The 19,280-nt window shown below is 64.3% G+C and carries 19 protein-coding genes and 1 tRNA gene; 13 read left to right on the top strand and 7 right to left on the bottom strand.

Annotated features, from left to right (window positions below; genetic code table 11):
- Position 1 precedes the first annotated feature (1 nt).
- Positions 2-1,171 (bottom strand): spirocyclase AveC family protein, encoded by a 1,170-nt coding sequence (locus tag A8G08_RS03510; protein WP_068270203.1) that lies wholly within the window; start codon positions 1,169-1,171, stop codon positions 2-4.
- A gap of 112 nt (positions 1,172-1,283) precedes the next feature.
- Between A8G08_RS03510 and A8G08_RS03505 the strand changes: the two genes are divergently transcribed.
- Entirely contained in the window at positions 1,284-1,886 is a 603-nt protein-coding gene (locus tag A8G08_RS03505) for a TetR/AcrR family transcriptional regulator (protein ID WP_068270200.1), read from the top strand.
- A 7-nt stretch (positions 1,887-1,893) separates the two neighbouring features.
- Here the strand turns inward: A8G08_RS03505 and A8G08_RS03500 are convergent, their stop codons facing one another.
- Positions 1,894-2,520, bottom strand: a complete 627-nt coding sequence (locus A8G08_RS03500; protein ID WP_068270198.1) for a TetR/AcrR family transcriptional regulator — start codon at positions 2,518-2,520, stop codon at positions 1,894-1,896.
- A 117-nt stretch (positions 2,521-2,637) separates the two neighbouring features.
- Here A8G08_RS03500 and A8G08_RS03495 point away from each other — a divergent pair, with 117 nt between their 5' ends.
- Both A8G08_RS03495 and A8G08_RS03490 read left to right on the top strand, forming a co-directional pair.
- A complete protein-coding gene (locus tag A8G08_RS03495; RefSeq protein WP_068270275.1) occupies positions 2,638-3,846 on the top strand; it encodes a cytochrome P450 in 1,209 nt (402 codons plus the stop codon).
- A gap of 38 nt (positions 3,847-3,884) precedes the next feature.
- Positions 3,885-4,931 (top strand): LLM class flavin-dependent oxidoreductase, encoded by a 1,047-nt coding sequence (locus A8G08_RS03490; RefSeq protein ID WP_068270195.1) that lies wholly within the window; start codon positions 3,885-3,887, stop codon positions 4,929-4,931.
- A gap of 277 nt (positions 4,932-5,208) precedes the next feature.
- On the opposite strand, the gene A8G08_RS28220 is transcribed toward A8G08_RS03490, so the two are convergent.
- On the bottom strand, positions 5,209-5,340 hold the full coding sequence (locus A8G08_RS28220) for a hypothetical protein (RefSeq protein ID WP_281182113.1): 132 nt from the start codon (positions 5,338-5,340) through the stop codon (positions 5,209-5,211).
- A 42-nt stretch (positions 5,341-5,382) separates the two neighbouring features.
- Here A8G08_RS28220 and A8G08_RS03485 point away from each other — a divergent pair, with 42 nt between their 5' ends.
- Together A8G08_RS03485 and A8G08_RS03480 are read left to right on the top strand one after the other, a co-directional pair.
- Positions 5,383-5,634 carry a hypothetical protein gene (locus A8G08_RS03485; RefSeq protein WP_068270192.1) on the top strand — a complete coding sequence of 84 codons (252 nt, stop codon included), beginning with the start codon at positions 5,383-5,385 and terminating at the stop codon, positions 5,632-5,634.
- An 11-nt stretch (positions 5,635-5,645) separates the two neighbouring features.
- Positions 5,646-6,977, top strand: coding sequence for a deoxyguanosinetriphosphate triphosphohydrolase family protein (locus A8G08_RS03480; protein WP_068270189.1), 1,332 nt, complete (start codon positions 5,646-5,648; stop codon positions 6,975-6,977).
- A 306-nt stretch (positions 6,978-7,283) separates the two neighbouring features.
- On the opposite strand, the gene A8G08_RS03475 is transcribed toward A8G08_RS03480, so the two are convergent.
- A complete protein-coding gene (locus tag A8G08_RS03475; protein ID WP_068270186.1) occupies positions 7,284-8,381 on the bottom strand; it encodes an NAD(P)H-dependent amine dehydrogenase family protein in 1,098 nt (365 codons plus the stop codon).
- Positions 8,382-9,014: 633 nt separating this feature from the next.
- Between A8G08_RS03475 and A8G08_RS03470 the strand changes: the two genes are divergently transcribed.
- The 4 genes from A8G08_RS03470 to A8G08_RS03455 are packed head-to-tail and all read left to right on the top strand — an operon-like array spanning position 9,015 to position 14,068.
- Entirely contained in the window at positions 9,015-10,091 is a 1,077-nt protein-coding gene (locus tag A8G08_RS03470; RefSeq protein ID WP_068270272.1) for a phosphotransferase family protein, read from the top strand.
- A 4-nt stretch (positions 10,092-10,095) separates the two neighbouring features.
- Complete coding sequence (locus A8G08_RS03465; protein WP_068270184.1) at positions 10,096-11,172, top strand: TIGR03857 family LLM class F420-dependent oxidoreductase; 1,077 nt, start codon at positions 10,096-10,098, stop codon at positions 11,170-11,172.
- A 5-nt stretch (positions 11,173-11,177) separates the two neighbouring features.
- On the top strand, positions 11,178-11,888 hold the full coding sequence (locus A8G08_RS03460; RefSeq protein WP_068270182.1) for a TetR/AcrR family transcriptional regulator C-terminal domain-containing protein: 711 nt from the start codon (positions 11,178-11,180) through the stop codon (positions 11,886-11,888).
- Entirely contained in the window at positions 11,885-14,068 is a 2,184-nt protein-coding gene (locus A8G08_RS03455; protein WP_068270181.1) for a molybdopterin-containing oxidoreductase family protein, read from the top strand. The genes A8G08_RS03460 and A8G08_RS03455 overlap by 4 nt, the downstream gene beginning before the upstream one ends.
- A 17-nt stretch (positions 14,069-14,085) precedes the next feature.
- Here the strand turns inward: A8G08_RS03455 and A8G08_RS03450 are convergent.
- A tRNA-Thr gene (locus A8G08_RS03450) sits at positions 14,086-14,160 on the bottom strand.
- Between the two features lie 63 nt (positions 14,161-14,223).
- Between A8G08_RS03450 and A8G08_RS03445 the strand changes: the two genes are divergently transcribed.
- Positions 14,224-14,604, top strand: coding sequence for a nuclear transport factor 2 family protein (locus A8G08_RS03445; RefSeq protein ID WP_068270180.1), 381 nt, complete (start codon positions 14,224-14,226; stop codon positions 14,602-14,604).
- An 11-nt stretch (positions 14,605-14,615) separates the two neighbouring features.
- On the top strand, positions 14,616-16,127 hold the full coding sequence (locus A8G08_RS03440; protein ID WP_084435913.1) for a threonine/serine exporter family protein: 1,512 nt from the start codon (positions 14,616-14,618) through the stop codon (positions 16,125-16,127).
- Between the two features lie 11 nt (positions 16,128-16,138).
- On the opposite strand, the gene A8G08_RS03435 is transcribed toward A8G08_RS03440, so the two are convergent.
- Positions 16,139-16,375 (bottom strand): MbtH family protein, encoded by a 237-nt coding sequence (locus A8G08_RS03435; protein WP_068270179.1) that lies wholly within the window; start codon positions 16,373-16,375, stop codon positions 16,139-16,141.
- A gap of 173 nt (positions 16,376-16,548) precedes the next feature.
- Positions 16,549-17,352 (bottom strand): alpha/beta fold hydrolase, encoded by an 804-nt coding sequence (locus A8G08_RS03430; RefSeq protein ID WP_068270176.1) that lies wholly within the window; start codon positions 17,350-17,352, stop codon positions 16,549-16,551.
- A gap of 207 nt (positions 17,353-17,559) precedes the next feature.
- On the opposite strand from A8G08_RS03430, the gene A8G08_RS27365 reads away from it, so the two are divergent.
- Entirely contained in the window at positions 17,560-17,730 is a 171-nt protein-coding gene (locus A8G08_RS27365; RefSeq protein ID WP_169823253.1) for a hypothetical protein, read from the top strand.
- Positions 17,731-17,796: 66 nt separating this feature from the next.
- Positions 17,797-19,266 carry an alpha,alpha-trehalose-phosphate synthase (UDP-forming) gene (locus A8G08_RS03425; RefSeq protein WP_068270170.1) on the top strand — a complete coding sequence of 490 codons (1,470 nt, stop codon included), beginning with the start codon at positions 17,797-17,799 and terminating at the stop codon, positions 19,264-19,266.
- Positions 19,267-19,280 lie beyond the last annotated feature (14 nt).

The raw sequence follows: 19,280 nt of genomic DNA, 5'->3' as shown, positions 1-19,280 counted from the left end.
TTCAGTTTCCCTTCTCAAATGGAACAGTCTTCGGGATCTCGACGCCTTCCGGCATGACGAGTTGGCCTTCGGTATTGATGTACCCGGACCCGTTGCGATGCATAGGGATTGACGGATCGGGGCAAATTCGGTCGGTCCCGTCACCACAGATGTTCATCGTGAAGTACGAGCGCTCGAGGAGGTCCTCGGGCCACGGCTCGGCCTGCATGGCGAAGAACTGTGCGGGCAGGTTGTAGAAGGTGAAGAAGATCGCGCTCACCGCGGCGAAGATCGCCAGGAAGCGGATGATCTGCTGCTTGACGACGCCGCCCCGGACGCGATCGAGTCCCCGCTCGGCGAAGCTGCGGCCACGGTCATCGGTGAAGAAGCGCAGGCAGCACAGGCCGGCCTGGACGCCACCCCACATCAGCCCTTCGTAGAGGGGCCACTGGTAGTAGGTGCCGGCGTTGATCGACAGCGATTGGATGGCGCCCGGGTAGGTGAACAGGCCCATCGGCATCAAGAAGAGGCCTTCGATCACGAGGTCGAAGAAGAACGCCCAGACGACCACGATGCCGATCAAGCCGAGAGTGCTGATACTCGGCCAGCGCGTCTTGGCCTTGCGCATCACCCAGCAGCCCAGAATCGTGCACAACAGGACGCCGAAGGAGTAGCCCGGCGCGTTCATCAGCACGGGCTCGGCCATCATGGCGCCGGGCTCGCCGTAGGACTGCCAACCCGGAATGTCCTGGACCCACGAGCCGCGGTTCCACATCCACGTGTTGTAGGTGCTCCAGGTGTTGAAGTAGTTCAGCAGCGGGTCCTGGAAGAACATCAGACCCATCGACACCAGCAGCATGCCGTCGAGCGTGATTCTCCGCTCCTGCCGCCACGGCTTGACGATGAAGTAGTACAGGCTGATCGGCAGGCCGATACAGATGACGGCGGTCCAGATGGTGAGGATCGTCTTCATGTACATCGGTGGATCACTGGGACCGGGCAGGACCCGCTCGAAGTTGGGTCCGGTCATCCACTTCAGCCAGACATACAGCTGGAAGGCCAGAAGGGCCCCACCGATGGTTGCCCAGATCAAAACGGGCTTGGTCGATGGTTTTACTTCTGTACCCAACGTGGCCGATCCACCGAGAGACTCGGTGACGGCGGGCGCCTTCTTGCTCGACAAATCGCTCACGTCTGTCCTTTCCCATGCATGGGTGAGCTGCTGTCTGTCTGAAAAGATCCTCGTGAGTATATGAGTGACCAATGGGCCGACGAAAGGGCTTTTGTGTGGCAATATTTGCCTCGTGGTTGAGTCATGGACGCGACAGCGACGCCTCGAGCGCACACGCGGGCTCCTCGTGGACGCCGCGGAGCAAGTGTTCGCGGAAAAGGGATTCGTCGCGGCCACCTTGGAGGACATCGCCAACGCCGCCGGCTACTCCAAAGGCGCGATTTACAAGTACTTCGCTACGAAGGAGGACTTGTTCCTTGCCGTGAGCGACCGGTACTGGCGTAGCTACTTCGACAAATTCGCCGAGGTGATGGCATCCGAAACGGAGTTCGGGGCGCGCGAGATCGAAGAGATCGCCGAACGGTGGCGCCAATTGAGCCATGACCGGGGGCCCGAGACCGCCGCGCTGGGGCTCGAGTTCAACCTCTACCTCTTGCGGAACCCCGAGGCCCGGGAACGCGTCGAGGCCAGGCGAGCAGAGGTCGTCGAGGCGCTGGCGAAGTTCATTGTCGAGGGGATCGACCGACTCGGCGGAACGCTGCTGATCTCTCCGACAACTTTCGCGCACGCGATTATCGCGAGCACCGATTCGGTCGAACTCAACAGTCAGCTCAACGACATCGACCTCTACCGCACGTTCGTCGAGTTCTACGCCTCCGCGATCAAGATGCCTTGACGGCCCGCTAGCTCGGCCACCGATCCAGCTCTGCCGCATAGGAAATCGGGCTTGCCGGTGGCAGCTTGCTCGGTTCGCCGGTGGTCATCGCGTTGAGGATGAGAGTGACGTAGCGGCGCCAGCCGTCGCCCTTCGTGTCCATGGTCGGCAGCACACCGTGCAGCATGCCGATGATCCGTGGCAGGTCTTCGGCGACGATGTCGGGGTTGATGAGGCCGGCCCGCTGTCCGCGGCGCGTGAGGTCGTACAGCGTCTCGTAGAGGTGCGTCGGATAGTCGTCGGTCAGCGATCCCAGCCGCCGGGCGGCGGCCAGAATGTTGTGTTCGCGGGCGGCCAGGGCTATCGCGGCCTCGAGGATGTCCGCGATCGCGCGGACCGGATTCTCGTCAGCTCGAGCCTTCTCGATCGTGGGATCGAGTTCCTCGGCGACACTGTCGAGCGCCGCGCGCAGCAGGTCTGCCTTGGTGGGAAACCGCCGATACAGCGTCCGTTCGCCCACACCTGCGGCGGCTGCGATCGCCTCGGGCGAGGCGTCGGGGCCAACCTCGGCGTAGACACTTCGGGCCGCGGCCACAATGCGTTCCGCGTTTCGCGCAGCGTCAGCGCGCAATCCCCGATCCGCAAAGGTCGACACCCGATCAGAATACTAAGTGACAGGTTGACTGTCACTTCTTGGCGTCCTACAGTCGGACCGAATTGACAGCCCAACTGTCGGTTATGGCCAACTGTGCGTTCTCGGGACGGAGCGGCGATGACGACCTCCACAAGCGGTGAGCACCACGAACTACCCGCGATGCCGGTGCAGCGCGATGCGCATTGCCCCCTGCACCCGCCGGCCGCTTTCGCCGATTGGCGCGAGTCCGACGGGTTGCAACGCGCGTCCTGGCGGGGCGAACCGGTGTGGGTAATCAGCCGCTATCAGGACATTCGAGCGGCACTGACCGACCCTCGAGTCAGCGCGGACCTCAACACGTTCGGCGCGCAGCCTGTGGGCGACGACCTGCCGCTGATTTTTCCGCGAATGGACGATCCCGAACACAATCGCCTGCGTCGCATGATGACCAGCGACTTCACTGCCAGACGAGTCGATGCGATGCGGCCCTACATCCAGGAAAAGGTGGACGGACTTCTCGACAACATGATCGCGAAGGGGTCGCCCGCCGATCTGGTACGGGACTTCGCATTACCCCTGCCCTCCTCGGTGATCTGCGAACTCCTCGGCGTGCCGTACGCGGATCACAAGCTATTCGAAGAGCTCAGCGCCAAGACTCTCGACGCGGCTGCCGGCATGGAATCGCAGTGGGCGGCCAGCGCTGCACTGCTGGCGTACCTCTCCGAACTGGTGGAACGCAAACAACGCGAACCAGGCGATGATCTGCTGAGCCGACTGGTCACCGACCACGTCGCTACCGGGGAGGTCAGCCATGCAACGGTGACGATGACCGCGCTCATCATGCTTTCCGCCGGCCACGAGACCACCGCAAGCATGATCGCGTTGGGAACAGTGTGCCTGCTCGAGCACCCGGACGTCTGGAACCAGTTGTGCGACAACGAGGATCCCGCACTGGTCGCGAATGTGGTCGACGAGCTGATGCGGTACCTCACCGTCGTACACAGCCTGGTGGACCGCGTCGCGCGCGAGGACGTCACCATCGGCGGGCAGTTGATCCGCGCCGGTGAGGTCATGCTGTTCAACCTGCCCGCCGGCAACTGGGACCCCGAATTCGCCGAGCGGCCCGAGCAGTTCGATATCGAGCGGAATATCCGCGGACATCTCGGCTTCGGATACGGCGTGCATCAATGCCTCGGGGCGAACCTCGCGCGTGCCGAAATGCAGATCGCGTTCGCCACGTTGGCCCGACGACTGCCCGGGCTTCGCATGACAACTGCGCCGGAAAAGCTCGAGTACCACGGCGGCAAGGAGATTTACGGCGTGCGCGAACTGCCCATCGCCTGGTGACTTATCCCGCAAATGTGCCCAATTAGCTGAGGAGCAACGTGTTCTCGCTGCGATTCGATATGCGCGCCCCATCCGTCGGCGCCCCCGCGGCCGATCTCTACCAAGCCGCACTCGACATGTCCGGTTGGGCAGAGGAACACGGCTGCATTGCCGCGGTTGTGTGCGAACACCATGCCAGCCCGGATGGGTACCTTCCGACACCGTTGATCCTTTCCGCGGCCATCGCTGCCCGGACCCGATCGCTCGCCATCAACGCGATCGTCATCGTTCCGTTCTACGAACCCGTTCGCCTCGCCGAAGAGATTGCGGTGGTGGATCTCATCAGCCGCGGGCGCACGTCGATCACCCTGGGCCTCGGGTACCGCCCGGAGGAATTCGAGCACTTCGGCAAGGACGTCCGGCAGCGCGGACGCATTGCCGACGTGAACGTCTCGCTGCTTCGCCGCTTGCTCGCCGGGGAGGTCGTCGAACTGGACGGCCGCCGTATCCACGCCACGCCGAGCCCCTTCACCCCCGGCGGTCCCATGCTCATGTGGGGCGGCGGCAGCCTGGCGGCGGCTCGGCGGGCCGGCCGCTACGGGCTGAGTTTCCTTGCGCAAGCCAGTGTTCCCGGCATGCAGGAGGAATACGAACAGTCGTGCAGCGAGCACGGGCACCAGCCCGGGATCACCTTGCTCCCACCGCGCGATACACCGTCGGTCAGCTTCGTCGCCGAGGACATTGATCAGGCATGGGACGAGATTGGGCCTTATCTACTCCATGACGCGCAGTGCTACGCCGAATGGAATCCGGACAACACGACGTCCGCGGGCATCTCGGTGGCCCGGACAGTTGAGGAACTCCGCGAGACTTCGTCCTCGCACCGCATCTTCACGGTTCCCGAGGCAATCGAGCGGGTGGCCGCCGGACAGATGCTCACCCTCTCGCCGCTGTGCGGCGGGCTCCCGCCGGAGATGGCATGGCCCTATCTCGAACGCGTTGCGGAACAGGTCATGTCGCAAGCAGGTTCCGTGGCGGCCCCAACAGCAGGGCCCGATCTCGGTGGCGCGCTGACCAACATGACATCAATCCCGTCCGACAGCTAGGGCGGCCTCGACGCCTGTAGAAGGCTCGCACCGGAGATTGGCTGCCGCAAGACCCGCAAGCCAGTTTGGCATCATCCGACATCAGCACCGTGCAGTCGTGCGGAGCTCCGACAGGCGATTGGACCGATGGCGCTTCGCCGGAGCCCGAGGTCATCCGTCTCCTTGACGTCGATGGCGGCTTGCCGGAACGGAGTGAGACACACCTCCCACGGGCACCATGACCATCGGGTTGTTGTCATGGCGTGGCGGCTGCCCGGGCGTAGTGTCAAAGCCGAGTTTAGGCAGAGCGGAAAGCCTGGGTCCACATGTCGTCGCCACCGGCGCCGTGCGCCCCGAAGTCGACAACGCCCGTTGCCAGTGGGCTGGCCACCGAGTTTCCCCAGGCCAGGCGCCCTGACACGGTCGCCATTCGACACACCGACGGATTTCCCGGCACGATGTCAGTGTTCTCGTGCAGAATGACGACATCAAGACATCCGGAGCGAAAGGGATCGAAATGGCTGCTGGCACCGACTTGCTCCAGGACACCGAGAACGACATCTTGGAGACGGTCGCAGAGAAAGGCGATGACGCGACGGCAGTCGCAGTTATTCGCGCAGTGTCAGCAAAGCGGCCGCCATCCGTAGTGAGAGAGGCGTACTGGCAACTGATCTCGGAGAACCGGATCACGCGCGCAGCGAACGGTCGCCTCGACCGCGTCTAGCCGCAACGCTTTTGAGCGCACCCACTTCCGGCGGCGCCAATAACAGGTTCGCGCGGAAGTACTCATCAGATGGCGCCAAGACACCACCTGACCCTCGGACACCGGGCCAACGGGACCGTGACCGCGTCTTGTACTGCCCCCAATTCCGGCGGCTAGCGGAGGTCACCCAGGTCGTTGGCAGCCACGAAACTGAGCTGTTCCACAATCGCCTGACGCACACTCTGGAAGTTGCTCAGGTCGCGCGCCGATTGGCCGAGCGACTCATTGCAGACGACGCGGATCTGGCAACCCGGGTAGACCCCGACATCGTCGAGACAGCTGCACTGGCACATGATTTGGGCCACCCTCCATTCGGGCATGTAGCCGAAGAGGAGTTGGACGAACTCGTACGGGACGCGCACTTGCCAGCCGGATTCGAGGGAAATCCGCAATCCTTTCGCATCGTAACGAGCCTTGCACACCGCTCGGAAAGCCACCATGGATTGGATCTGACCCGAGCGGGACTTCAAGCTTTGTCGAAATATCCCTGGCCGCGGTCCACGTCGGGATATCACCATAGGAAATATGGGACGTTCGACGATCCCGACGAAGAATATTTCAACTGGACACGACAAGGGATTCCGGCCGATGCACTTGGGGTCCAGACACCCGAAGCAATGATCATGGACTGGGCAGATGACGTCGCGTACGCGTTACATGACGTTGATGATTTCTTCCGAGTCGGACTAATTCCACTCGACAGGCTCGCGCGTGGTGAAGGGGCCGACCAGGAACAATCCCGTTTTCTCGATAGAACTTTCACAAGATGGACCAAGGAAGGGCGCCCATTCGATAGCGCTGAGTATGAGGCGACCGCCGAAACACTATTCAGCGAGTTCCCCACGGAGCCATGGGTTGAAGCGACAACTCGAGGCGCGATGAACAACCTCATTCCGAGCAAGATCAATCTCTACATGACCGGGTTAACGAAGGCGCCCGATGGTGGGCTAGTGGAGGATCCGGACATGCGGCGCGAAATCAACCTTCTCAAGAGCTTCGCGTGGACTTATGTCATCGAATCACCAGCCCTCGCTGCGCAACAACGCGGCCAGCGGGAACTCGTGCGATGCCTTTTCAACTACTACCGTGATCAGGTCACCAGCAATCCGCATGCACTACCTTCCTGGGCAAGATCGTATCGTGAGGACGAGGCGCGGATGGACGCGCACGAGACGGCGGAGGCTGCGTACGTGCGCCTCGCGTGCGACATCGTCGCAAGCCTCTCAGAGCGACAGGCATTCGCCATCTATTCGCGCATCACCGGGCGAACATCAGGAACTGTCCTTGAGGCAATCCTCAGGTAGAGGCTGAATTGTTCACCTGCGTTGGGCAAAACAGGCGAACATCAACGCGTGGTGAAGGCGAACTGACGGTATCTCCCGCGAATCCGCTGAGCATGACGAAAGAGCCCGTTGTGGCGAAATCCCCGCCAGTACTTGCGATTCTCCCTCTCTAGCTACGGTCCCTTTGTACGGCGGTCAACCGTGGGGTTTCGCGAGACAACTGACGGGATGCGGATGAGGTCGTTTCGGTGTCACTCCCGTATCCGCGGCGCCGGAAAGGGCTGGATCTGGCAAGCCATTGAACATGATGAAAGGTTCGTCGCCCAATTAGCGCAACACGTTGCGGGGAAGCGTGAGCGGGAGGTCGAGCGCGCTCACCAGGCCCGGCTTTGCCTCGACCACGTAGGGGATGGCATTGACTACACGCATCGCCGTCGACACCATTGCGCCGGCCCCGCCATCCATCACAGATCCAGACGCCTTCGGATCGCGCAGGGACGCAGTCATGTCGCACGCGATATCCGGCTCGCCCTCGATGCGGATCCGGTACACCGGATTATCCAGGGGCTCAGCCCATTCCACGCCGAGATCGGGTGCCAGCCGGTTCACGTGCTCGATCGTGATCGCTTCCCGGCCGTCGATGACCGCGGTGGCTCGGGTGCGCAGCGCCCCGCACGTGCCGGCCTCGGCGGTACCGAATGCCACGTGCAGATCGCGGTCGGTGGGAACCCTGTCGAAGGTCTCCCGGATTTCGTCGATCTGTAACCCCAGACCGTGCGCGATCAGCCGAAGCCCCGGACCCCACTGAAACGCGATGGTTCCCGGATACGCGAGCGCCGGCATGTAATCGAGCGGCCGGCCGAATCCCATGGCGTCCATCATCGTTTCTGCCACCGGATAGTCGTCGTACAACGCGATCTCGCTCGCGCTGATAGTGCGGATCGACTTGGACTGCGTTGCGAGCATCAGCACGAGATGGTCTGCGGCGAAGCCAGGTTCGATGCCACTCGCATACAGCGACACCCCGCCGACCTGAGCTGCCTCCGCCAACTGGTTTCGCCAAATGTCCGGTTCGAAACCGGGCGGGTAGATCAGCCGGTTGACGGTCGTGGTGACAACGTTGATACCGGCTTCCAACAACCGGACATAGTCCGGCACGGCAGCCGCGTCGCGCTCCGGCCCGCTCGCGGCATAAACGACGCAGTCGGGATGTAGCGCGATGAGCTCGTCGACATCGGTGGTGGCGGTTACCCCGATCGGGCCGATTCCGACGATCTCACCAGCGTCGCGGCCCGCTTTGTCGGCCGAATGCACCCACACCCCGACGAGGTCGGTGCTCGGATTCTCGGCGACAGCACGCACCGCGATCGACCCGATTCCTCCGGTGGACCAGACGACCACTCGCAACGGTGCTCCCTCGGCCATCAGGGTCCCCTGTCTGTAGTCAAAGCAGGTACCTACCGCTCCCGACGCGCGCGTCCAAAGCATGAAGGCACGGTCACCGGTGGTCAAGCGTCAAGGTTTCGGCACCCCCGCACTGGGTAGACGGATGAATGGATCGGTGACAACCGCCGGTAACTCCTAAGGTGGGATCCGGGGAAGATTGCGGAAGGAATGAGCCCTGTGAAGCTGAAGAAAACGCTAGGAACAACCGTAGTGGCCGGCGCGTTGGGGGCTGCCGCCTTGGGGTTTGGCGCCGGGGCGGCCCAGGCCGACCCCGTGAGAGTGTGGCCGAATGTTCCGAACTCGAGTGCGGACCTGAATCTGTCGCCCGGACATCTGGGCCAGTTGCTTGGAATCCCGCCGGGGCAACTGATGAAACTCTTCGGAGTACCGCCCGGCCAGTGGGATGACCGGGGTATTTGGCGGTAGAAACGCCAGCTACTGAGTCCCGCTCGACTGTCCACGATGGCCGCCCTGCTTGTTGCGGGGCGGCCATCGTCGTCCGCAGGGTCGGCACAAACCGGATTGGCGCGACTCTTGACCTGGGCTGGATTTTGATACATATTATCGAAATTCACTTGATATGACCCAGGTCACAAGGAGTTGAACGGACGAATGCCGGTCACGCACACGCTCCCGCACGGCCCTGCCGACGTCACGGCGCCGTGGCTGGCGTCAGTCCTCGGTACTCCCGTCGAGGCGGTCACCGTCGAACCCGTCGGCACCGGCCAGACCGGCGCGACCTACCGTGCGCATCTGCGATACGGCAGCCCAGCGACGGATCTGCCCGAGACCGTCATCGTGAAGCTGCCTTCCCAGGATGAGTCCGTCCGGGAACGCGTCGCCCTCGGCTATCGCGCCGAGCACGGGTTCTACCGCGATGTCGCGCACACTGTCGCGGTGCCATTGCCCAACGTGTACCACTGCGAAATCGCCCGCGATGGTGCAGATTTCGTTCTGGTGATGAGCGACCTCGCTCCCGCGGCGCAAGGCGATCAGCTCGCAGGCTGCGATCCTGCGCTGGCCCGGTTGGCCGTGGCGGCGCTCGCGGGGTTACACGGCCCCCGATGGTGCGATCCGGCCTGGCTCCATTTTCCGGCCGCGACAATGCCCCGGGCCGATCGCGACATCGCCTACGGGATGGGCGAATTGGCCCGCGTTGCGACACAGACAACACTCGAGCGGCTGGGTGCGCAGATAACTCCGGCTGACCGCGACACCCTGTTGGCAGCGGCCGACCTCGTGGAGCCATGGCTGTTGCTCGAACCCGATCGCTTCGCACTGCTGCACGGTGATTACCGGCTCGACAACATGATGTTCGATTCGGATCGGGGCACCGTCACCATCGTGGATTGGCAGACGCTCTCGGTGGGGCTGCCTGCGCGGGACCTGTCCTATTTCCTCGCCACCAGCCTGCCGCCCGAGCAGCGAGGCCGCTACGAGCGACAACTCGTCACCCACTACTACGAGGCACTACGGGCACACGGTGTCCACGACTACTCCGACGCCGAGTGCTGGACCGATTACCGAATCGGACTACTGCAGGTGCCGCTGTTGACCACACTCGGCTTCGCCTTTGCGGCGGCGACGGACCGAGGCGACGACATGGTCCTCACCATGCTTTCGCGCGGGTGTGATGCGATCCGTGCGCACGACGCGCTGGCGCTGATCCGCGAACGTGCGGGGGCCTGACCGCATGACAGTCACCCAGCCCACCCCAGCGTCCGGCGTTCTCGAGGAGTTGGGCTTCTACCTCCTCGCAGGGGCCGGCGGCGACGGTCCCGCGAGCTTGATCCCCGAGGCCCGGCGCGGAGAAGAACTCGGCCTCGGCACCGCGTTCATCTCCGAGCGCTGGAACATCAAGGAGGCCTCATCGCTGGCGGGTGCCGCGTGCGCGGTCACCTCGCGCATGCAAATCGCCACCGCGGCGACGAATCACAACACACGTCACCCACTCATCACCGCCTCGTGGGCAACGACATTGCACAGGCTTTCCGGCGGCCGCTTCACCCTCGGCATCGGGCGCGGTATCGGCGCAATCTATTCGGCATTCGGAATTCCGGCCGTGACCACCGATCAAATGGAAGATTTCGCCTCGGTTATGCGACGGCTGTGGCACGGCGAGGCGATCGTCGGACACAACGGGCCGATCGGACACTATCCAATTCTGTTCCTGGACAGCGATTTCAAGGAGGACATCCGGCTGGCCCTGGTCGCTTTCGGCCCGCGGACACTGGAACTCGGCGGGCGCGCCTTCGACGACGTCATCCTGCACACCTACTTCACCCCTGAAACGTTGCAGCGGTCCGTGCGAACGGTCAAAGAATCCGCAGAGAAGGCGGGGCGCGATCCCGACCAGGTACGAGTGTGGTCCTGTTTGGCGACCGTGGGCGATCACCTGCCCGAGGAACTGCGGCTGAAGAAGACCGTTGCGCGCCTCGCCACCTACCTGCAGGGCTACGGCGATCTGATGGTGCGCACCAATGGCTGGGACCCGGCTGTGCTGCAACGCTTTCGCGACGACGCGGTTGTGCAATCGATCGCCGGTGGCATCGACGGCAAAGCCACTGCCGATCAGATCGAACACATCGCCACACTGATCCCGGCCGAATGGCTCGAACCAGCCGCTACCGGCAGCCCACGCAATTGCGCAGAGCGCGTCCGCGCAGAGATTGGCTACGGCGCCGACCGCGTGATCCTGCACGGCGCTACGCCCGACGAATTGGCGCCCGTTCTCAGCGAGTACCGCGGCCTGCGCGAGGAGTCACGCTGAACGACATGCGGGAAGTCCCGGCGCAGAAGCGCGGCCGTCCGCGCCGAATCGACATCCAAATGATCACGCAGGCCGTCCTCGAGATCGGGCCGACGAACGCCACGATGCGCCGCGTCGCCGAACACATCGGTGTCAGCCTGCCCGGCCTGTATCACCATGTGAAGAACCAGGACGAGTTGCTGGCCCTGGTCGCCCGCCACACCTTGCAGAGCTCGCCCCCGCCGCGCTACGAGGGACAGCACTGGGCGGTCTGGCTGCGAAGCTACGCGTCCTACATCCGGACGGCGCTTGTCGCCGAACCGACACTGCTGGAGAAGTTCATCAGCGATGGTGTCGAGTACGACGGCGAAATGGCCAATGTCGGCGAGGCGCTCGACGGCCTGCACGCGCAAGGCCTCGCACCGGCCGACGCCCTCGACGTGTATTCCGCGGTCGTCGAAATGGCGTTGGGCGCCGTCAGCGAAGCTCACCGTGAGTACGTGCACCGCCAAAAGGGGCAGCCCTGGTTCGCCCGCATCTTCTCGCTGACCGCACAAGCTGCCCCGGAGGACTACCCGACGCTGCGCGCCATCGGCAAGGCCGGATACGACCCGTTCGAGGACGAAGCTTTTCAACGTCGAATCACCTTGTTGCTCAGAGGTATCGAGGCCCAGCACGGCCTGCCTCCCGAACCGGTTCAGCGCCCGCAGCGCTCACCACGAAAGCCACAGAAATGACCGTCGAACAACGCGTTACCTACTGCCGCATCTGTGAACCGTTGTGCGGATTGATCGCAACTGTCGAAAACGAACGTCTGATATCGCTGCGTCCCGACCCGGAGAACCCATTGTCGAAGGGCCGTTGCTGCCCCAAGGGTGTCGCTTTCACCGATGTCCAGAACGACCCCGATCGCGTTCTGAACCCGCTGCGCCGGCGGCCCGACGGCGGCTTCGACGTTGTCGGTTGGGACGACGCGCTCGACGACATCGCGGCCCGGCTCGCTGCGATCATCGGCACCCACGGCGGCGAATCGGTCGGCCAGTACTTCGGTAATCCCGCTGCATTCAGTTATGCGACCGGCCTGTGGCCGGGCCTGTTCATGGCGCGTATCGGGTCGAAGCACTTGTACTCGGCGGGATCCCAGGACATCAACAGCCGGTTCGTGGCCAGCAAGCTGCTGTACGGCGCCGTCAGCCAACTGCCGTTCCCCGATCTGCCCCGGACAGACTTCCTGTTCATGCTCGGCGCGAACCCGTTGGTGTCGCACGGCAGCGCGGTCCGCGCGCCCCGCATGAAGGACGATCTGAGCGGCATCGTCCGGCGCGGTGGCCGAGTAGTCGTCGTCGATCCACGGCGAACCGAAACCGCCCGCGCCTTCGAGCATCTCGCCGTTCGACCCGACTCGGATGCCTGGCTCCTGCTGTCGATGCTGCAGGTCATTTTCGATCAAGGACTCGACGACGCCACCGCAACAGAGCAGCAGGCACGTGGCGGGGCGACACTTCGCGAATTGTGCCTCCCGTTCACGCCCGAAAGCACCGAGGCGCACACCGGCGTTCCTGCCGCCGAATTGCGCGCATTGGCCCGGGATTTCGCAAACGCACCTACCGCGACCGCATACGGACGCACGGGCGCGTGCCTCGGCCGGCACGGAACCCTCGTGAGCTTCCTGCTCGACGCGCTCACCCTCGTCACCGGAAACTTCGACCGCCCCGGTGGCACGCTGTTGTCGCGCGGCGTCATCCCGTTGGAGGAGTTCGCCGAGCGCGCCGACCGTCTCACCTACGACACCGCCCGATCTCGGATCGGTGGCCTCCCCGATGTCAACGGAACCTTCCCCGCGGCAGTCATGGCCGAGGAGATCACCACGCCGGGTGCCGGCCGGATGCGCGCACTGTTCGTGCTTGCCGGAAACCCGGTGTTGTCGGTGCCCAACGGCGACGCCCTGGCCGAGGCAATCGGCGAATTGGACCTGTGCGTGTCCTTCGACTTCTACGTCAACGAGACCAACAAGCACGCCGACTACGTGCTGCCGGCAACGACGATGCTCGAACGGCACGACCTCCCAATCGGTTTCGCCGCATGCTCGCCGACGGTATTCGTGCAGGGCACCGAGCCCGTGGTGGCGCCATATGGCGAGGCCCGCCCCGAGTGGGAGGTGTACCGCGACATCGCCCGCCGAATGGGGTTGTCGCTTTTCGCAACTGGCCCGCTCGAGCGGGTCAACGGCGTCCTCGCGTGGCTGGACCGCCGCGGCCTCATCAGGGTCACCCCGCGCGGCATGATCGAGATGCTGCTGCGTGTGGGGCCTCACGGCGACCGCTTCGGATTGCGCAGGGGCGGGCTGAACCCCAAGCGTTTGCGCGAGAACCCGCACGGCATCGTCGTGTCCGAGCATGCGCCGGCCGGCCTCCTCGGTGAGGTAGTTCGGCATTCCGACAAGAAGGTGTGGTTGGACCCGCCGCAGATCCTCGACGAGGTCGAGCGCCTCGGTGCGCGAGAGCCGGCCGACCCGGCGTTCCCGCTGCGTCTGATCGGCCTGCGTGAGCTGCGCTCGCAGAACTCCTGGATGCACAACAGCCCGACCCTCATGAGGGGCAATCGTCGGCATCGTGCGCGGATCAACGTCGTCGACGCGCGGCAGGCCGGTCTCTACGACGGTGACCAGGTTCGGATCACCTCGCCCAGCGGGTCGATCGAGACGGAAGTGCTCGTCACCGACGAGGTGCAGCCGGGAACGATTGCGGTCCCGCACGGCTGGGGGCACCGGGGCGGATGGCAACTCGCCAATTCTGCGCCCGGCGCCAGCGTCAACGTGCTGACCTCCAACAGCCCCGGCGACCTCGAGGTTCTCGCGGGGATGTCGGTACTCAACGGCGTGCCGGTCCGAATCGAACCGGTCGCCGTACCGCAGTGAACGTGCACGGGCACAAGTGGAGCCCCCTGTCAGGATTGAACTGACGACCGCTCGCTTACAAGGCGAGTGCTCTACCACTGAGCTAAGGAGGCGGAAAAGCGTGACCCATCATATCCGCCTGCGTCATACCGCCCTCACGGGCTAGGTTGCAGAGCATGAGCACATCCGAGATCGCCACCGTCCTCGCCTGGCATGACGCGCTCAACGATGCGGACTTCGACACACTGCTCGAGCTGTCCAGCGACGACGTCGAACTCGGCGGGCCGCAGGGGGCATCGCAGGGCCTTGCCGCGCTGCGGGATTGGGCAAGCGAGTCTGGAATACGGCTCGTTCCGGGCCGGTTGTATTACCACGATGGAGTGGTCGTCGTTGAGCAAGACGCGTCCTGGACAGCTAGTCCCGGCAAGACCGCAACGATCGCCACGGCGTTTCGTGTGGTGCACGACAGAGTCACCTCGGTTTACCGGCACGATGATCTGGCTACCGCTCTGTCCGCAACCGATATGACCGAAGGGGACCTCGTTCCCGATAGCTGACCCGTGGCGGAATGACCGACTTACCTACCGAGGACCGAACAACCGAGCCGGCCGAACGTCGTTTCAGGTACATCGCCGGTCGCCTCCTGCGCGCGATCACGGCGGACAACCGAGCGACCGCGGATGCGGTCACCGCAGCGCCCGCGCCGCTTCAACCGATCGACCTGGCGGACGACGCCAGCGTCGCCTCGGTGCTCGACCTCGCGGTACGAGTTGGCGAGGTCCTGCTGGCCTCCGGCACCGGTGTGATGGACACGATCGCCCAGGTGCAGTTCATCGCGGCCACCTACGGCCTGGCCCGCTGCGATATCGACGTCACGTTCAACTCGATCACCATCAGCGCCGCGCGCGGACCGACGATGCCCCCGGCGAGCACGATGCGGATCGTCAACTACCGCTCCCACGACTTCACCAGGCTCGCCGCTGTCGACCGGCTCACCCGCCGGATCCGGCGCGAGGTTGTGCCGCCCGAGGTCGCCCACCGCGCGCTGAGCGAGATCATCGCGGCTCCGCATCCCTACAACCGCTGGGTGGCGTCGCTGGCCTGGGCCGGGATGGCGGGGGCGATCTCCGCCCTGCTCGGCGGTGGACTGCTCATGATGGTGGTCAGCTTTTTCACGACGCTGGCCATCGACCGGACCAACCGCCTGCTCAACCGGTTCGGCCTGCCGTTCTTCTTTCAGCACATGGTCGGTGGTGCGATCGCGGCAGCACCGGCCATCGCGCTCTTCACCTACGCCGACGACCTCGGGATAGACCTCTACCCATCGCAGATCATCGCCGCCGGGATCACCGTGCTGCTCTCCGGGCTTTCGCTCGTCGGTTCCGTCCAGGACGCCATCACGGGCGCTCCTATCACCGCGTCGGCCCGTCTGCTGGAAGTGATCATGTCGACCGGCGGCATCATCGCCGGCATCGCCATCACCCTTCGGCTCGCGGAGCTACTGGACGCGAAGATCCCGGTCATCGAAACGATTGCCCCGGCCGACATCACGCAACTTCCCACGAAGGTGATTGCCGGTGCCGTGGCGGCCCTGATGTTCGCACTGGCGAGCTACGCCGAGCGCCGGGCGCTGTGGGCGGCGACAATCGGCGCCGCGGTGGGCACACTCAGCTTCCTGCTGCTCCAGCAGGCGGGCTTCGGGCCGATTCTCTCGGCAGGATTCGCGGCGACCGTTGTCGGCCTGGCCGGTGGTCTCATGGCCCGCCGCTCGCTCACCCCGCCGCTTGTCGTCGCGGTCGCGGGTATCACGCCGTTGCTACCTGGCTTGGCGTTGTATCGCGGGCTCTACGCCTCGCTGAACGATCAACTGCTCGTCGGATTCAGTTCGCTGGCCGGCGCGTTCGGCATCGGTTGCGCCCTGGCTGCGGGTGCCACACTCGGCGAATGGGGTGCGCGAACACTGCGTCGGCCGCGGATCAAGCGGCGGACGGGTTGGGCGCTGCGGACAGCACAACGACCACTGCGTGCGCCCTGGGGCCGGGGACCGGCCGCCAGGGCGCAAACGCAGCTGGATCGGTAGTTGTGCTCGGTCTACGAGCCGGCGCGGGCAGCCTCGTCGGCGGCCATCGCCTCGCGGAGGCTCTTCGGACGCATGTCAGTCCAGTTCGCCTCGACGTACTCGAGGCACGCCGCGCGGGTGTCCTCACCGAACACGACACGCCAGCCCTCGGGAACGTCGGCAAACGTCGGCCACAGCGAGTGCTGGTCCTCGTCGTTCACCAAAACGTAGAAGCGACCGTCTTCGTCGTCGAACGGGTTAGTGCTCATTTCACCTCAACTCGTCTCGAGACCCTGTTCTTCGAGGTCTCTCGCTCTTATTGTTCGACCGTAGCAAGGACTGCGTTAACAATATGACGCGGCCAATTTCAGGTTAGTGCAACCTAAGCAAGGGTGCGCAGCCGACCCAGTCGGTGCGCATGGTTTCGCATTATCCACTCAGCCTATTCGGAGAAGAAGTCGAGCAGGACCTTATTGACCTCCGCCGGCCGCTCCAGATAGCCGAAATGCCCGGTGTCCGGAATCTCCACATACTGCGCTCTGGGGATCGCTTCCGCCACCTCCTTGGACAGATACGGCGGGATCATCCGGTCGTCGGCGAATCCCACTGACAGGCACGGCACCGTGATCGACCGGTACGCGGTGACACGGTTGAACTCGTGGTCCATCCGCCGCTGCGCACGCACGCCAGGGGAAACCCGCCCGCCCGAGAACTCGAACAGATCCAGCCAGTCCTGCGCGCCACGCGGGTCGGCCAGCGTTGCCGGCGACAGATTCATCACTGCGGTAACGGCCGCGTCGTACTTCGGCGGGAGCGAGACGCCCATGGCGTCGAGATCGTGCTCACCCAGCGAGAGCGTCTTCTGGAACTGATCGAGCCGCGCATGCCCGGCCATGAATACCGCCTTACGAACCAGGCCTGGATGCGCCAACGCCAGTTCCTGGGTCACCCGCGCACCCATCGACGTACCGGCGATCAGAGCAGGCCCGGAATCGAGGTGCTTGATGAGCGCCGCGGTATCGGCGACAAGATCCTCGATCGTGATGCCGTTCGGGCTTTCGAACGACGGTGCGATGCCCCGGTTGTCGAAGGTGCACACCTGATATCCGGCGGCGACCAGCGCGGGCGTCTGGTGCAGATCCCACACCCGGCCCGGACTGCCCGTGCCCATCACCAGGACGACGAGCGGGCCGGACCCTTTGACCTGGTAGTTCAGTCCAATCCCATTGACCGTTGCGACCGGCATCAAGGGTCCTTTCTGCGCATGGAACGTAGCCAATCAACCGTAGTTCACCGCCGTATCGCGTCTTCGGAGAGTCCGCCAACCGGGCACGCGAGCGGGCAACCTGCGAAACCATCGACGGGGAGTGGCAATCGAGGCCGCGTATCTCATAGAGTCGTTGGGCAATTCGATAATGCTCGGGGCTAGCCCCGAGCAACCGGAAGGAACATCATGGCCGCGAACACGACGGCTCAAGACATCGCAGACGGCGAACTCGAACCCGTTGCGGACGAGACCGCCCGCCAGGCGCAGCGCGTCGTAGCCGCGTACGCAGAAGACGCCGAGGAGTGCCGCATGCTGCTCGCGATGCTGGGGATTGGACCGATCAACCGCTCCGAGTAGTTCGCTCCGCCGCTTCGCGTGCGCGGGGACTCCGTGCGCTAGCCCTCCGAATCAGCGAGGAACAAGGTGCCCAAAGGCTCGGATTTCGTCGTCGTGGCCAATCGACTGCCCGTCGACCTCGAAACTCTGCCCGACGGCTCCACCCGCTGGAAGCGCAGCCCCGGCGGACTCGTCACGGCGCTGGAACCCATCCTGCGCAGCAACAAGGGTGCCTGGATCGGATGGCCGGGAGTACCCGACGTAGAGGTTGAACCGATCGTCCAGGACGGCCTCGAGCTGTACCCGGTCCCGCTGAGTTCAGCGGAGGTCGCGGACTACTACGAGGGCTTTTCCAACGCAGCCCTGTGGCCGCTGTATCACGAGTTGATCGTGCGCCCGACCTACCACCGCCAATGGTGGAAGGCCTACGTCGAGGTCAACCGGCGGTTCGCGGAGGAAACCGCAAAGGTCGCGGCACAGAACGCCACGGTGTGGATCCAGGACTACCAGCTCCAGCTCGTGCCCAAGATGCTGCGCATGCTGCGTCCGGACCTCACCATCGGCTTCTTCCTGCACATCCCGTTCCCGCCGGTCGAGCTGTTCATGCAGCTGCCGTGGCGGACCGAGATCGTGGAGGGACTGCTCGGTGCCGATCTGATCGGCTTTCACCTCCCCGGCGGCGCCCAGAACTTCCTCTACCTGGCCAAAAGGCTCGCGGGGCAGTCCACCTCACGGGGCAACGTGGGTGTGCGGTCGCGTTTCGGCGTCGTACAGGTCGGATTCCGAACCGTGCGGGTCGGCGCGTTCCCGATCTCGATCGACTCCGGCACCCTTGACGAATCGTCGCGGCGGAGCAGCGTGCGCCGCCGCGCCCGGGAGATGCGCACAGAACTTGGCAATCCGACGACGATCATGCTCGGCGTGGACCGGCTCGATTACACCAAGGGCATCGACGTCCGCCTGAACGCGCTACTCGAACTTCTCGAGGAGGGCCGGGTCGACCCCGAGAAGACCGTGATGATCCAGCTCGCGACGCCGAGCCGGGAGCGCGTCGAAAGCTACATTCAGATGCGCGGCGACATCGAACGCCAGGTCGGGCGGATCAACGGCGAATTCAGCAGGGTCGGGCACCCGGTCGTGCACTACATGCACAAGCCCGTGCCGCGCGACGAACTGATCGCGTCGTACGTTGCCGCAGACGTCATGCTGGTCACCCCGCTGCGCGACGGCATGAACCTGGTCGCGAAGGAGTACGTCGCGTGCCGCTCCGACCTCGGGGGCGCGCTCGTGCTCAGCGAGTTCACCGGGGCCGCCGCCGAACTACGTCAGGCATACCAATGCAATCCGCACGACCTCGAAGGCGTGAAGGACGCGATGGTGGCGGCGATCGAGCAAGACAAGTACGACGGTCGCAAGCGGATGCGGTCGATGCGCCGTCAGGTCCTGACCCACGATGTGGATTTGTGGGCCCGCGCGTTCCTGGACACCCTCACGCACGGCGGCATCGCGGGGCAGGCACTGATGGGCAGCCCCGAACTGGACCCGCAGCAGAACTAGCGGCCAAACACAAT

The sequence above is a fragment of the Aldersonia kunmingensis genome (assembly GCF_001646865.1).
Lineage (GTDB): Bacteria > Actinomycetota > Actinomycetes > Mycobacteriales > Mycobacteriaceae > Aldersonia > Aldersonia kunmingensis.
This window is presented reverse-complemented; position numbering and strand designations above follow the sequence as displayed.